Here is a 14696-nt window from a genome sequence, read left to right as displayed (position 1 = left end):
CGGTCACCACGGTCCCGACAGGGCCGCGCGGCTCGAAGGAGCCGCGCGAGAACCGGGTTTCATTCCGGTATATCCGATTACTCGTCGCGGCGTCGGTCCGCAACACTGCGATGCGGGTTCACAACTCCACATCGCATTCGTGGTGATTCCCGTTATGCTCGTCGCGTCTCGGTGAGCTCGGTGAGGATGTGATTCGGCGTGGGATGGACGTTCACTCCGGACGAATTCGCGCATGTCTGGCGAGAAACCGAAGTGGATCGGCACCCGTACCCGTTGCGTGTCCTCGAGACCCCGCGCACCGAGGACGCCGCCGAGAAGCTCCGCATCACTCTCGCCGAACGACTACCGCGCGGCGGTGACCCGGATCTGACGGCGTGTCTGCGCATACTCGCGCACCCGCACACCCGCATCGTCGCCATCGGCGGCGCGCACACCGCGGGCAGTGAGATCCGGCTGCTGGCCTGCACGGTGTTCGACCGTGCGGTGCTGGCTGTCCAGGAGCCGGGCAACCGCCCGGATTTCGGTGGCACGGTGCGTATTTCGATCGGACACAGCAACAAGCTCGGCGCTCGCGTCGCGGCGCTGCTGCCGAAAGCGCCCGCGGGTCGGTTCCCGGCGCGCGCCGCCGAAGCCGACGCGGTCCGCGACAGCGAGACCGTCGCGCGGATTCCGGCGGCCGCCCCGATCCGGCGACTGCTGCTGAAACCGCATACCGCGGAAGGACATATCCGCATCGAGACCAGGCTCGACCGGTCCGAGCCGACGCCGCCGATCCACTACACCTGGATCGACGTCGCGGGCGACGGCCGCTACCTCATCAAAGCCGGTGAGATGGTGCACGTGGTGCCCGCCTCGCCGGAACAGATCGGGGTGCAATTGCAGAAACGCATTCCGGCACAAGCCCACTGAACACCGCCGCGAGCGGCAGACAGTGATACCGCCGCGTGCGGGAGCCACTGAATACTGTCGCTAGCGGTCGTGCAGACCACTATTGCTTACCGCGGACAGACCTTCGGGATACGCTGAGGCGGACCGACCGATAACGGGGGTGCGCATGACTATCGAGAACAGCCGTGCCGATATCGCGCGGTTCAAGCAGGACGCGCAAACAGGCACCATCAAGTTCGATCCCGAAGCCGCGCGGCGCTGCGCGCAGGTGTACGAGAACCAGGCCGACCGGTTGCTCACCCTGCGCCAGAACCTCGAATCGGTGGCGGAGCTGGAAGGCTTCGGCGGATTCGTCTCCGCCCAGCAGTTGCAGGCCGGTTTCGCGCACAAGGCGCGCGACGCCGCCGCCCTGCTCGACCACTACATCGAAGCCGCCTACCGCATGAAGGAGGCATTCCTGATCAGCGCGGGGCTCTACGACGAGGCCGACGCCGCCAACGCCGCCGCCCTGCGTGCCGTCGAGTCGAGGGTGGTGCGCTCGTGACCGGGAACGATCCGAACTACATCAACGCGATGGAACATTTCGAGTCGATGACGCACGAGGAGATCTACGCCAAGGCCCAGCAGATCGACGCCGCCGCCGTGCTGCGCGCGTCGACGACCTGGCTCGAGGTGGCGGGCACGCTGGCCGCCACCTTCCCGATGGCGCGCGGCAACGCGGACCGGGTGATGAACGGCATGGCGTGGGAGGGCGCGGCGGCCGAGGCCGCGTATGCGAGCACCCGCAGTTTCGCCGCGTCGGTCGACGAGCTGTCTGCGGTACTCGGTCAGGTCGGCGCGCGGCTGGGCGCGGTCGCCGCGGCCGCCGAGGCGACCAAACTGGCGGTCGCGCCGCCCGGCGGTGTCGGGCCGATCGGCGCCATCGCGCAGTTGCTCGAGGCGGCGCACGTGATCGACGCCCAGATGCTGCGGGAGGCGCTGCGTCAGGAGGCGGTCATGGCGATGAACATGATCTACAAGCCCGCCTACACCGCGGCCGGTACGGCGGTGCCCGCGCTGCCCCCGAACCCGCAGTCGCCGACCGACGGCCGGTCCACCGCCACTCCGCAGCCCGGCTACCGGGAGCCGCAGCCGTACACGCCGCCCAGTGGTGATGGAGCACAGGGCATTCCGCGCGACGAACAGCCGCGCGTACCGGAGAACGCCGCACCCGCTCCACGCGCACAGGAGCCCGTCCCCGCGCCACCCACCACGCAAGCGCCACCCACCACGAGCCAGCCGCCGTCGACGACGCAGGCGCCGCCGACCACCCAGGCACCGCCCACTCCGCAGGCGCCGCCGACCACCGAAGCGCCACCCACGACCCAGGCGCCCCCGACCACACAGGCGCCGCCCACCACTCAAGCGCCACCACCACCGCCCCCGCCGACTCAGGAAGCGCCGCCGCCGCCATCCACCCAGGCGCCACCACCGCCTCCACCCGCACCGGCCGCCCAGCAGCCCGCGCCCGGCACACCGCTGCCCGATCCTGGCGGCCAACCCGGCGTCACCGGACCCGTCCCGGACAACCAGAGTCAGTCGGCGCCCGCCGAGTCCACGACGAATCAGCCGGGGGTCATGCCGCCGACCGGACGGTAGGTTCCACACCCGCGCGAAGAACCGCCACCGCGACTCGCGACGGTCGGCGGCACGGCACGGCCGACGTCATGCGCGAGCTGATCCGCGCTGTCGGGCCGCCTCCGCTCCAGCGAGAGCCGGCCCGGACACCGACGCTCGAGCGCGCGCCTTGTTCCGCGTGAACAGGACGGCACGGACGGCACGGACGGCACGGACGGCACGGACGGCACGGACGGCACGGACGGCACGGACGGCGAGCGTATGTGGACCTGCGCACGTCTTCTGGGCATCGTCGGATCGGGATCATCCGTGGCGGCGAGCTCGGTCCGGCGGGGACACGGAGGTGGCCGAATACCCGCGACGACCCGTGGCGGAGGAAACGGGCATTCGCGGTTCGACTCGGTCCCGGCGCCTTCGTCGGACACCATCGCGGCGCGCCGGGAGTCGGGCGGCTCGGCCTTGACCTGGAGCGCACTCCAAGTCATAGCGTGGTGGCACACGGATTCGTCGAAATATGAGGAGAGCACTCCATGGAGCTCGGCATTCACGTTCCGATCTTCGACATCGAGGGTGGCACAGGAGCCATCGCGAGCGAGCTGGCCAGGGTCGGCGCGGCGGCGGAGGCCGCGGGCGCCACGTGGCTGTCGTTCATGGACCACTATTTCCAGATCGAGCCGACCGGACTGCCCGCCGAGGCGAACATGCTCGAGGGGTACACGACGCTCGGGTTCCTGGCCGCGCACACCTCGAGCATCGAACTCGGCCTGCTCGTCACCGGCGTGACCTACCGGCATCCCGGCCTGCTGGCCAAGATCGTCACCACCCTCGACGTGCTCTCGGGCGGACGCGCCGCCCTCGGTATCGGCGCGGCCTGGTTCGAGCGCGAACACCTCGGCATGGGCGTGCCGTATCCGGCGATCTCCGAACGCTTCGAGCGGCTGGAGGAGGCGCTGCGGATCTGCGCGCAGATGTGGGATCCGCGGGACAACGGGCCGTTCGAAGGCAAGCACTACCAGCTGGCCGAGACCCTGTGTTCGCCGCAGCCGCTGCACCGGCCGACGGTAATGATCGGCGGCAGCGGTGAACGCAAGACCCTGCGACTGGTCGCGCAATACGGCGACGCCTGCAACCTGTTCGGCAGTTCCCCCGCCGACGTGGAGCACAAACTCGACGTCCTGCGCCGCCACTGCGACGATCTCGGCCGCGACTACGACACGATCCGCAAGACCATCCTGCCCAACAACCCGAGGCCGACCCCCGAGACCCGCGACGAATTCGTACGCGGCATGGCCGATTACGCGAAACTCGGCATCCACTCCGCCATCATCACCCCCACCACCGGTTCCCCCGCCGCGTGGATCGACGGCATGGCGCCCGCTGTCCCGCTGCTGGCCGAACTCGGCTGAGCCCGCGCGCTACCAGACTCGATAGGGCACGGTGGCGGTGTAGGCGTTGGTCCGATCCACGACCACCGTCAGCCGCAGCCGCCACTGCCCCGCGAGCGGTACCCGCACCGATTCGGCGCTGAAATAGTGGGGCCCGAATTCCACGGGCTCCACCCGCCGGAACGCGATATCGATCGGCCCCGCGTCGGCGTCCGCCCTGGTCAGCTGCCCGCTGACCCGCGCGGCGCCGATGGCGGCGCCGGAACCGTCGCGCAGTCGCACCGTGATCTCTTGATCGCCCGCGCCCGCCCCGTCGACCGAAACGTCGGCGCGGACCGGGCCGAGGTCGGCGACCATGGTGACCGGCGGGTCGTAACTGTCGCGCGCGGGCGTGACGCCGACCAGGATCGCGGTCACCGTGACCACCGCCACTTGCAGCGCCACCTCGACGCGCAGCAGCCGCGTGCCGTCGCCGGATCGCCGCACCGCGGCGCGCACCGCCACCGCGACACCGAGCACAGCGAACACCACCACCAGTTTCAGCAGCAGCAACCGACCCCACGACGTGGTCCACAGGGCCTGCACGGGCGTCACCGAACGCCACGTCTGGTAGGCGCCGGTCACCGCGAGCGCCACGATCGACGCCGCCGCGTACCGCCCGAATCGGGTCAGTATCCCGGCCCGATCCGGATGCCGTCGCAGCAGCAGCGCGACCAGTAGTCCGCCGATCCACACCGCCATCGCCGTCAGGTGAATCACCGTGGACACCACCGCGATCGGACGATCCGCACCCGCTGCGGCGTGCCCGGCGACCGCTGTGCTCACCACCACGACAACACCGCCGACCCCCCAGGACGCACCGCCGCCGACATCCCGCAACCGCTCACCGACGACAGCGATGATGCCCGCCGCGACCGCACGCACCAGCGCCGCCGCCCCAAGCGTCGACCCCGCCGCCTGCCACCACACCTCGGGATCACCCCACCCGGCGGCGCCCGCGAGCCGCGCGGGCACCGCGAGGAACGTGAGCACCGCCGTCACCGCGACCGTGACCGCCCCGACCCGGACCAGCCTGCCGAGCGCCGCCGCACGAATCCCCGCGGGCCACACCGACCGAGCGATCAACGGCGCGCCGACAGCGGCCGCGATCCCGAGATAACTCAACGCCGCCAGCAGGCGGATAACGGTGTCGACGGCGGCACGCAGCGGATCGGGCGGCGGCGCCGCGAGTGTGAGATCGGGCGGCACGCCCACCCCGAAGACGCTGGACCCGCTGACGGTATGCCCGTCGGCCGACAACACCACCCACCCGAGCAGATAGGTACCGCGCGGCAGATCCGGTGGCAGCCGCACAGCGACCGTCCGCCCCCCATCCGCCGTCGACACCTCCCCCGCGTCGACCCGAACCCCATCCCGATCGGTCACGGTCACCGCCCGCTCGGCAGCGGTAACCCCCTCGTCGAACGTCACGGTCACCCGCTCGGGCGCCACATCGACGCTCGCCCCGTACGCGGGCACCGTCCCCACCACCACCGCATGCGCCCCCGCAGGCCCCGCCACCCCCGCGAGAACCACGAAAACCCCCAGCACACACCCCAACACGCGCCTCACGTCGCGCACCCGCGCGATAACCCCCGAAGTCGCCGCCGAACCGAGAAACGCGCGGCCCGTCACCATCCCGCCAACCGCATACGGGTGACGCGTGCTCATCGACTCCGCGTGCCGCGGATCAGGGCCAGGCCCGCCAATACCAGTGCCGCCAATGCGGTGGCGGTGGCGGCGCGAACGCCCCAGTCGGTGCCGACGGATTCCGATCGGGCCGCGAGTCGCGGTTCTGCCGTCTCGTGGGAATGGCCTGAGTCGTTGACCTTTTCGGCTTGGACGCGGACGACGGGGGCCGGTTTTTCGGGGACGGAACCGTCGGTGCTGCGTTCGATCCAGGAGACCACCGTTCCGTCGCTGTAGGTCTGCAACGTCGGGAGCACGAGTTCGCGGGTGTTGGGGAGTGGGCCGAGGAGTAAGCGGAATTCGGCGAATTCACCGGGGGCGACCGCGATTCCGGGCTGGGCGGTGAAGGTCACCGAGGTGACGGTCTCGGCGACCTTGCCGCCGTGCCCGTTGTCGATCGGGGTGGGGAGCGCGATGCGGCGTTGCGCCACATCCCAACCGGGTGTGGTGGCGTTGCGGACCACCGCCAACGGCTGTTCGGCGGGCAGGTTCACTTCGAGTCGCACGGTACCCGCCGTGGCTGATTCGGTGGGCACGCGCAAAGTCACCACCGAGTACGCGCCGGGCGCGGCATCGGGAGCGGAGGCCGTCACATGCGCGGTCGCGGTCCCCCACCCGGTGAGAAACGCCACCGCGACCAAAGTGGTCGCCCACCGAAGTCCCGACCTCACGACTCAACCCCTTCGGCAGACGGCGCACGCCCACTCGCGATTTCCGCCACCACAGACTCGGACTCGGCTTCTCCGGGCTTTGCCGCCTCGGTCCCGACCACCACGACCCCGCGCGCGGCCGCGGGTACCCCGGACTTAGCCTCCGCTGCGCCTTCCCGCCCCTTCGGCGCTCGCCGCCCTGCCTGCGCCGCGTCGGTTCCAACCTCCGACGCACGGGTCCCGGCTTCGGCGTCCTCGGCGTTCGCCCCCGCTTCTCCGCTCGCCACGATCACCTCGCGTTCCCCCACTACGATCCCGGTCCCCGCCTGCACGGTGGAAGGTCCGGTCCGTGCCGCATCGTGCTCGATCTCCGACACCGTGCTTCCGTAGCCCGCGCTGTCGACCTCGGTCACGGTGTCCCGCACCTCGTAGTCCGCAGCCGCGGTGGCGAATCGCGCCGCGTCCAGAGTGTGTACGGCGACTCCGACGCGTGCGACGAGCACCGGACCCACGTGCTCGCCGATTCGGCGCAGCGCGGCTGTCACCGGCTCGGTCACGCCGATCACCGGCAGCGGCTCGTCCATGTGGTCGGTGATGGGATCGGTGTCGGGGGCTTCGGCGAGTGTCGTGGCGCGCACCGAGCCGAGGATTTCGGCGATCACCGCCGCGCCGGATCTGGGCCGCGCCAACCGCACGGGCAGCGTTCGCGCCGACCCGAACAGGGCGCGGGCGGCGGCGACCGAGATGTCCGAGGGTAGAACGAACGGCGCGGCGGCGTCCGGTGTGAGTCCGGGGTAGAGGGCGGGGTCGCGCTGCCCGGTTTCGGCGAGGCCGAGAAGGGCGCCGACGGTGACCGTGCTCGCGGGTGTCACCAGCGGAAAGCCGAGGCGCCCCAACCATTCGTCATCGAAGTACTTCGACAAGTATGACCGTCCCGAGTCCGGGGCGACGACCACGACCACTTGGTCGGCGTCGAGGGTCCGCGCGACCCGCAGCGCGGCGGCGATCGAGGTGCCCGAGGAGCCGCCGAGCAGCAGGCCCTCTTCGCGGGCGAGCCGGTGCAGCAGGGTCAGCGACTCGGTGTCGGGTATGCGCTCGAACCGGTCGACCACCTCGGGGTGGTAGGAGGACGGCCATTCGTCCTCCTCGGTCCGCGGGTGCAGGTAGTGCCCGACGGATTCGACATACCAGGCGCGCCCGTCGCCGCCGCCGTACACCGACGAGTCCGGGTCGGCCGCGATCACCGTGACCGCGCCGCCGGACACCTCTTTCAGGTATTCGCCCGCACCGGAGATGGTGCCGCCGGTGCCGACCCCGGCCACGTAGTGGGTGACCCGCCCGCCGGTCTGCGCCCAGACCTCGGGGCCCGTGGTGCGGTAGTGCGCCGACGGATTCGCCGGATTGTCGTATTGGCTCGCGAACCAGGCGCCCGGCGTCGCCTCGACCAACCGCAGAGCCACGCTGCGCAGATGTTCGGGATGCCCGATCGGACGGCCGCCGGGAGTCACGTGCACCTGCACGCCGTAGGCCCGCAGCAGTGCGATCTTCTCCGCGCTCGACTTGTCCGGCAGCACCACGATCACCCGGTACCCGCGGGCGACGGCGAGTGCGGCCAGCCCGATGCCGGTATTGCCGGAACTCGCCTCGACCACGGTGCCGCCCGCGCGCAGCGAACCGTCGGCCTCGGCCGCGTCAAGCATCGAGCGCGCCGCTCGATCCTTCACGCTGCCACCGGGATTCAGGTATTCCAGTTTCACGTAGACAGTCGCGGCGATGCCGTCGGTGACCCGATTCAATCGGACCAGCGGGGTTTCGCCGACGGCGCCGGCGAGTGAGTCGAAGCTCCCCGCGCGGTGCGGTTCGATGACGGTCATGCGGCAGCCTTTCCGGATTCGCCGAGCAGTCGCAGGATCGCCCGCCGCGACCGCAGATATTCGGGATGGTCGTGATCGCGCGGACGCGGCACGTCCACCGTGAGGTCGCGCAGCACCTTCCCCGGACGCGGGGAGAACACCACTACCCGGTCGGCGAGCCGCAGCGCCTCGTCGACATCGTGGGTGACGAGCACCGCGGTGAAACGGTCGCGCTCCCACAGTCGCGCGATCTCGGTCTGCAGGGTGGCTCGGGTGAGCGCGTCGAGTTTGCCGAGCGGTTCGTCCAGCAGGAACAGCCGAGGCCGATTGACCAGGGCGCGCGCCAACGCGACGCGCTGGGCCATGCCGCCGGACAGTTGCGCCGGATAGGTGTCGCGGAAGCCGTCGAGCCCGACCAGCGTCAACGCCTCCGACACGCGGTCCTCGTCGGCGGCGAGCGTGCCGCGCGCCTGCGGTCCCAGCGCCACATTCCCGTGCACGGTGCGCCACGGGAACAGCGTCGGATCCTGGAACATCAACGCGCGGTGCGGATCCGGGCCGGTGATGGACACCCCGTCGACGCGGATCGCACCGCGTGACGGCCGCTCCAACCCGGAAAGCAACCGCAGCAGCGTCGATTTGCCGCAACCCGAAGGCCCGAGCAGCGCCACGAACTCACCGGGCGCGATCCGCAGCGACACCTCGGTCAGCACCCGGAGGCGACCCAACTCCTGGGCTCGCGTCGGTATCGGCGCCGGTTTGCCGAGCAGTCGCTCCAACACCGTCCGCCCGCGCGCGCCCGCCACCTGGAACTGATGCGACACCCCGTCGATATCGACGGCGCTCCCTGATTCGCTCACCATCGCACGAGATCCTTCTCCCAGATCAGCACCCGGTTGCGGATGCGGAACAGCACGAGCATGAGGGTGCGGCACACCACGACCATCAGCACGATCGCCGCGTACATGCGCGGATAGGCCGCCCAGCCCTTGGTCCACTGGATGTACCAGCCGAGCCCGTTCTTCACCCCGAGCAGTTCCGCGACCGCGAGCGCGCCGAGCGACGCGCCGAGTCCCATGAACAGTCCGGTGAAGATGCTCGGCAACGCGCCGGGCACGGCCACCCGCCAGATCAGGAAGTTGCGTGACGCGCCCAGCGTCTGCGCCACATCGAAGTATCCGCGCCCGACCCCGGCGATTCCCGCCCTGGTGAGCACCGCCACCGGAAACCACACCCCGAACGCGACCATGAAGATACTGCCGCTGTAGGTCGTGGGAAACAGCACGAGAACCACCGGCAGCAGGGTCGCCGCAGGCACCGGACCCGCCGTCTGCAGCACCGGATTACCCCAGTACGAGGCCAGTTTCGACCAACCCATCGCGATGCCGGTGCTCAGACCGGCGACCGCGCCTATGCCGAACCCGATCAGCAGCAGCACCAGCGAATGCCAGGTACTGGACGCGAGGATGCCCGCCTCCTCGTAGAACACCAGCAGCATGTGCTGCGGCGAGGCGAAATGCGGCGGTTCCAGCCAGCCGGTCTTGGCGGTCGTGTACTCCCACACCAGCACCCACGCCCCGGTCACCGCGATCCACGGCGTGTGGTGGCGCAGCCGCAAGGTGACCTCGCGGCGTCGATACCCCCACACCGCCCACCCCGCCAGCGCCACCGTCCACGCGCTGCACAGCAGGCCGACCGCGAGCGGCGCGGCCGCCTGGAGTTCGTCGGGCAGCGCCAAGGTCACCAGGGCGGTCACTGCCCACAGCGCCCACGCCACGGCGAATCCGAGGGTCGGCGGATAGCGACGCGGCGCGGGCGCGACCCGTTCGCCTGCGGGCGCCACATCCGGCACGGTCGCGGTCACGCCGCTCACCAGGTCAGCGCGAGATCGGCGTACACCTTGTCGGCCAGCGCGTTCGGGTCGGTCTTGCGGTCCAGGTAACCGGTCCTGGCGAATTTCGCGATACCGGGGGTGATTTCGTCCTTCAGCCGGATCGCCGACGGGTTGTAGCCGTAGGTGTTGAGAATGGCCTCGACCACGGGCTGTTCGGCGGCGACGTACTTGTGCTCGACCTCGAGCGCGGCGGTCTGCGCGATATTGGCGCCCACCCACCTGCTGCCTTCGGCCCACGCCGTCACCAGCGACCTCGCCACGTCCGGGTCCTCGCGCAGCAGCCGCCCGTTGATCGCGGTGGCGCAGCAGTACAGCTGGCGGTTGGCGCCCTGCTGGTTGTTGGTGAGCTCCCTGGCCTTGCCCTTCAGCGTCGGCAGCAGACCGTTCGGGTCACTCGCCGCGATGGCCGCGACATCACCCCTGGTCAGCGCGTCGGCCAGCTGATCGGCGGGGAAAACCCGCCAGTCCACGTCCTCGCTGGGGTGCAGGCCCGCGTCGAGCAGATCGAGGGAGAAGAACGACATCGCCGAGTCCCCGATGGCACCGACGCCGATCGGCTTGCCGCGCAGTTCGGCGACCGAGGTGAGCGGACTGTCCTTGGTAACCACCAGCCGCAGACATCCTTCGTGCAGACCCGCCGCCAATTTCGCGTCGATGCCCTGTTCGATGGGTTTGAGCCAGGAGAAGAAGATCCCCGGCGCCGCGTCGAGTTTGCCCGCGCCGACAGCGTCCTTGATCTCGTCGCCGCCGGTCTTGATGATCTCGACGTCGAGCCCGTGCTTCTCGAAGATCTTCTGATGGTGCGCCACATACAGCGGGCCCTCGCATACCCCGCCGCCGTAGCCGATCTTCAAGGTGCGGTTAACATTTCCCGCTCCGGGAGTCCGGCGGGCGGTCAGCCAGGCGGCCAGGCCGCCGCCCGCCACCACCGCGGTGGCGATGCCCGCGCCCGCGAACAGCCTGCGCCGCGACAGCGCGGGCGATTCCGGTTCGACCGGGGTCGCGAGGTCCTCCTCGTCGTCGTGACTCGCGACCGCCGCGTTCGTCTCGTCCGCCTCTGGTTGCGGCTCGTCCTGCTGACCGTCTGTGCTCGACATCGGCTCTGCCTTCTCGTACCGGAGAAATGAGGCCGCGCGCCCACGTGAATCTTCTGCCGGTCCCCTCGGCTGCTCCTCGACCGTGGGCGCGCGTGCACCCAGATTCGCAAGCCGAACCCCGGGACGACAGGGTTGCGGTCAGCGCGATCGAATTCGGCGCGCGACTACACGCTGACGAGGTCGTCGGCGTGAATCACGGGCCGCTGCATGGTGTCCGGGAGTTCGGTGGTCGAGCGCCCGAGCATGCCGGACAGTTCGGCGCTGTCGTATTCGACCACCCCGCGCGCCACCACGGTGCCGTCGGGCGCCACCAGGTCCACCACGTCACCGCCGTGGAACCGGCCGCGCACACCGACGATGCCCGCCGCGAGCAGCGACCGGCGGCGGTGTGCGACCGCGCCCACCGCGCCATCGTCGATGAGGATCGCGCCGCGGCTGTCGGCGGCGTGGCGCACCCAGAACTTCCTGGCCGACAATCGAACCGGGCGCGCGGCGAACGCGGTGCCGACGGTGCCCGCGCTCAGTGCCGTCGCGGCGTCGGCGGCGGCCGCGAGCAGTACCGGGACGCCCGCGTCGGCGGCCAGGCGCGCGGCCGACAGTTTGGAGGCCATGCCGCCGGTGCCGAGCGCGCCGCCGCTGCCCGCGATCACCCCGTCGAGGTCGGCGCTGCTGCGCACCTCAGGAATGAAATTCGCCTGCCCCTTGCGTGGATCGCCGTCGTAGAGGCCCGCCACATCCGAGAGCAGGATCAACGCGTCCGCGCCGACCAGGTGCGCCACCAGCGCGGCGAGCCGGTCGTTGTCGCCGAAACGGATCTCCTCGGTGGCGACGGTGTCGTTCTCGTTCACCACCGCGACCGCGCCGAGCGAGCGCAGCCGGTCGAGGGTGCGCTGCGCGTTGCGGTGATGCTCGCGGCGGGAGAAATCGTCGGCACTGAGCAGCACCTGCCCGACCGTGCGCCCGTACCGGGCGAAGGACGTGCCCCACGCGTGCGCGAGCGCCAACTGCCCGACGCTCGCGGCGGCCTGCTTGGTCGCCAGATCCCTTGGCCGCACGGACAATCCGAGCGGCGCGAGCCCCGCGCCGATGGCGCCCGATGACACCACGACGACATCGGAGCCCGCCCGCATCCGCGCCTCGACCGCGTCGGCGAGCCGATCCAGTCGCGCGGTGTCGAGTCCGCCCTTCAGGCTGGTCAGCGCGGACGACCCGATCTTGACGACGACGCTGCGCGCGCCCGCCACCGCGGCACGGGCCGGACCGAGCTCGGCGGAAACCATATTGGTCGATGAATTCACCTGTGTCACAACACAACTCCCTGAACCACAACCGACAGGTAGATCGGGTCGGCAACCGACCCGGCTATTCCTCGTCCGCGCGCACCAGACCTCGGCGCACCCGCGAAGCATGTTTGCGCTCGGCGGCGCCGACCCGCTCGTTCTGCTCGAGCCGGACGTCGGTACCGCGACCGGTGGGCACCTGGTCCACACCGGCGGAGATCTGCGGCTCCCAGTCGAAGGTGACATCGCCGATGGTCACCGGCGCTCCCGGTTCGGCGCCCTGCTTCACCAACTCGGCTTCGACACCGAGGCGAGCCAGACGATCGGCGAGGTAGCCGACAGCCTCGTCGTTGTCGAACTGGGTCTGCCGCACCCACCGCTCCGGGCGGGTGCCGCGCACGATGAAACCACCCGGCTCCTGCGGATCGGCGATCACGCTGAAACCGGTCTCGTCCACCGCGATCGGACGGATCACCGGCCGCTTCGGCGCCTCCGGCGGATGGTCCTCCCGGTACCGCATCACCAGATCGGCCAACGCGAAACTCAACTCGCGCAGGCCCGCCCGGCTCACCGCCGAGATCTCGAACACCGGCCACCCGCGTTCGGCGAACTCCGGCGCGACCATCTCCGCCAGTTCGGCCGCGTCGGGCACATCGGTCTTGTTGAGGATCACCACGCGAGGGCGGTCCGCCAGATCGCCGAGACCGGCGTCACCGCGCAATGCGGGACGGTAGGCCGCGAGTTCGGCCTCGAGCGCGTCCACGTCGGTGACCGGGTCGCGGCCTGGCTCCAGGGTCGCGCAATCCACCACGTGGGCGAGCACCGCGCAGCGCTCCAGATGCCGCAGGAAGTCGAGGCCGAGACCTCGACCCTCGCTGGCGCCCGGAATCAGGCCGGGCACATCCGCGACGGTGAAAGTGGTGTCGCCGCTGAGGACCACGCCCAGATTCGGGACCAGCGTGGTGAACGGGTAGTCCGCGATCTTCGGCTTGGCCGCCGACAACACCGAAACCAGGGAGGACTTGCCCGCCGAGGGGAAGCCGACGAGACCGACATCGGCCACCGACTTCAGCTCGAGGACCAGATCCTTCTCCTCGCCCTCCTCGCCGAGCAGGGCGAATCCCGGAGCTTTGCGCGCTTTGGAGGCCAACGCGGCATTACCGAGTCCGCCGCGGCCACCGTGCGCGGCCGTGTACCGGTTGCCCGCGCCGACCAGATCCACCAGGATCTCGCCGTCCTTGTCGAGGACCACGGTGCCGTCGGGCACCTTCAACACCAGCGGACCGCCTTGTTTGCCGTCGCGGTGACCGCCCTCGCCGGGTTTGCCGCTGCCCGCCTTGGCATGCGGATGGAAGTGGAAGTCGAGCAGGGTGTGCACATTCGAGTCGACCTCGAGAATCACATCCCCGCCGTTGCCGCCGTTGCCGCCGTCGGGTCCGCCCAGCGGCTTGAACTTCTCGCGATGCACCGAGGCGCAGCCGTGGCCGCCCTTACCCGCGCGCACGTGAAGTACGACACGGTCGATGAATTTGGACATACGCCGAATCAACCTCCTTCTCGGTTCTGCGCTCCGCGGGGGGAAACACGAAAACGGGCCAGGGTGTTGCGACCCTGACCCGCTCTACGCTGTCGAAGTGGTGGGGCGGTCAGGCCCCGACCGGCTCCGCGGCGACGATATTGACGGTCTTGCGTCCACGCTTCACGCCGAACTCCACCGCGCCCGCCGCGAGGGCGAACAGGGTGTCGTCGCCACCGCGGCCGACGTTGACGCCGGGGTGGAAGTGGGTGCCGCGCTGACGAACCAGGATCTCACCCGCCTGGACGGCTTGGCCGCCGAAACGCTTGACGCCGAGTCGCTGCGCGTTGGAATCGCGACCGTTCCGCGAGCTGGACGCGCCCTTCTTGTGTGCCATGGCAGTTCTCCTCGGATGCTTACTTGATGCCGGTGACCTTGAGAACCGTCAGCGGCTGACGGTGACCCTGGCGCTTGTGGTAGCCGGTCTTGTTCTTGAACTTGTGGATGCGGATCTTCGGGCCCTTGGTGTGCTCGACGACCTCGGCGGCCACGGAAACCGCGGCCAGCGCGGCGGCATCGGTGGTCAGCTCGGACCCGTTCACGACGAGAACCGGGGCCAGCGCGACGGACGCGCCGGGCTCACCCTCGATCTTCTCGACCTTCACCAGGTCACCGACCGCGACCTTGTACTGCTTTCCGCCGGTCTTGACGATCGCGTACGTTGCCATCGGTCGGCTTCCTCCACTCGATGTCTACTCGTGCTCGTTCGCGCCGCGGGAGTGCGACGC

14 protein-coding genes are annotated in these 14696 nt (G+C 70.1%); 4 read left to right on the top strand and 10 right to left on the bottom strand.

Features of this window, described 5'->3' with window-relative positions:
• Window positions 1-198 precede the first annotated feature (198 nt).
• From IT779_RS12735 to IT779_RS12720, 4 genes are all read left to right on the top strand, one after another.
• Window positions 199-909, top strand: a complete 711-nt coding sequence (locus tag IT779_RS12735; RefSeq protein WP_196149465.1) for an ESX secretion-associated protein EspG — start codon at window positions 199-201, stop codon at window positions 907-909.
• 145 nt (window positions 910-1054) lie between these two features.
• Complete coding sequence (locus IT779_RS12730; protein ID WP_196149464.1) at window positions 1055-1432, top strand: hypothetical protein; 378 nt, start codon at window positions 1055-1057, stop codon at window positions 1430-1432.
• Window positions 1429-2526 carry a hypothetical protein gene (locus tag IT779_RS12725; protein ID WP_196149463.1) on the top strand — a complete coding sequence of 366 codons (1098 nt, stop codon included), beginning with the start codon at window positions 1429-1431 and terminating at the stop codon, window positions 2524-2526. The genes IT779_RS12730 and IT779_RS12725 overlap by 4 nt, the downstream gene beginning before the upstream one ends.
• A 509-nt stretch (window positions 2527-3035) precedes the next feature.
• Window positions 3036-3911 carry an LLM class F420-dependent oxidoreductase gene (locus tag IT779_RS12720; RefSeq protein WP_196149462.1) on the top strand — a complete coding sequence of 292 codons (876 nt, stop codon included), beginning with the start codon at window positions 3036-3038 and terminating at the stop codon, window positions 3909-3911.
• A gap of 9 nt (window positions 3912-3920) precedes the next feature.
• Here the strand turns inward: IT779_RS12720 and IT779_RS12715 are convergent, their stop codons facing one another.
• The 10 genes from IT779_RS12715 to rplU all read right to left on the bottom strand — a co-directional run bounded on the left by IT779_RS12715 (window position 3921) and on the right by rplU (window position 14636).
• Window positions 3921-5501 (bottom strand): copper resistance CopC/CopD family protein, encoded by a 1581-nt coding sequence (locus tag IT779_RS12715; RefSeq protein WP_196149461.1) that lies wholly within the window; start codon window positions 5499-5501, stop codon window positions 3921-3923.
• A 95-nt stretch (window positions 5502-5596) separates the two neighbouring features.
• The gene (locus IT779_RS12710) at window positions 5597-6289 is read right to left on the bottom strand and encodes a YcnI family protein (RefSeq protein WP_196149460.1); all 693 of its coding nucleotides are present in this window, start codon (window positions 6287-6289) and stop codon (window positions 5597-5599) included.
• Window positions 6286-8142, bottom strand: coding sequence for a PLP-dependent cysteine synthase family protein (locus IT779_RS12705; RefSeq protein ID WP_198428424.1), 1857 nt, complete (start codon window positions 8140-8142; stop codon window positions 6286-6288). The genes IT779_RS12710 and IT779_RS12705 overlap by 4 nt, the downstream gene beginning before the upstream one ends.
• Window positions 8139-8984 (bottom strand): ABC transporter ATP-binding protein, encoded by an 846-nt coding sequence (locus tag IT779_RS12700; RefSeq protein ID WP_196149459.1) that lies wholly within the window; start codon window positions 8982-8984, stop codon window positions 8139-8141. The genes IT779_RS12705 and IT779_RS12700 overlap by 4 nt, the downstream gene beginning before the upstream one ends.
• Window positions 8978-9985 carry an ABC transporter permease gene (locus tag IT779_RS38780; protein ID WP_196149458.1) on the bottom strand — a complete coding sequence of 336 codons (1008 nt, stop codon included), beginning with the start codon at window positions 9983-9985 and terminating at the stop codon, window positions 8978-8980. The genes IT779_RS12700 and IT779_RS38780 overlap by 7 nt, the downstream gene beginning before the upstream one ends.
• Window positions 9986-9990: 5 nt before the next feature.
• Entirely contained in the window at window positions 9991-11112 is a 1122-nt protein-coding gene (locus IT779_RS12690; protein WP_196149457.1) for an ABC transporter substrate-binding protein, read from the bottom strand.
• Window positions 11113-11276: 164 nt separating this feature from the next.
• On the bottom strand, window positions 11277-12392 hold the full coding sequence (gene proB / locus IT779_RS12685; RefSeq protein WP_196149672.1) for a glutamate 5-kinase: 1116 nt from the start codon (window positions 12390-12392) through the stop codon (window positions 11277-11279).
• Window positions 12393-12474: 82 nt separating this feature from the next.
• Window positions 12475-13929 carry a GTPase ObgE gene (obgE, locus tag IT779_RS12680; RefSeq protein ID WP_196149456.1) on the bottom strand — a complete coding sequence of 485 codons (1455 nt, stop codon included), beginning with the start codon at window positions 13927-13929 and terminating at the stop codon, window positions 12475-12477.
• 109 nt (window positions 13930-14038) lie between these two features.
• Window positions 14039-14305, bottom strand: coding sequence for a 50S ribosomal protein L27 (gene rpmA, locus IT779_RS12675; RefSeq protein ID WP_196149455.1), 267 nt, complete (start codon window positions 14303-14305; stop codon window positions 14039-14041).
• Window positions 14306-14324: 19 nt separating this feature from the next.
• Window positions 14325-14636, bottom strand: a complete 312-nt coding sequence (gene rplU, locus IT779_RS12670; protein WP_196149454.1) for a 50S ribosomal protein L21 — start codon at window positions 14634-14636, stop codon at window positions 14325-14327.
• Between the last annotated feature and the right edge of the window lie 60 nt (window positions 14637-14696).

This window comes from Nocardia bovistercoris (assembly GCF_015674855.1).
Lineage (GTDB): Bacteria > Actinomycetota > Actinomycetes > Mycobacteriales > Mycobacteriaceae > Nocardia > Nocardia bovistercoris.
Note: the sequence above shows the minus strand (reverse complement) of the source record. Positions and strands in the feature narration are given on the sequence as shown.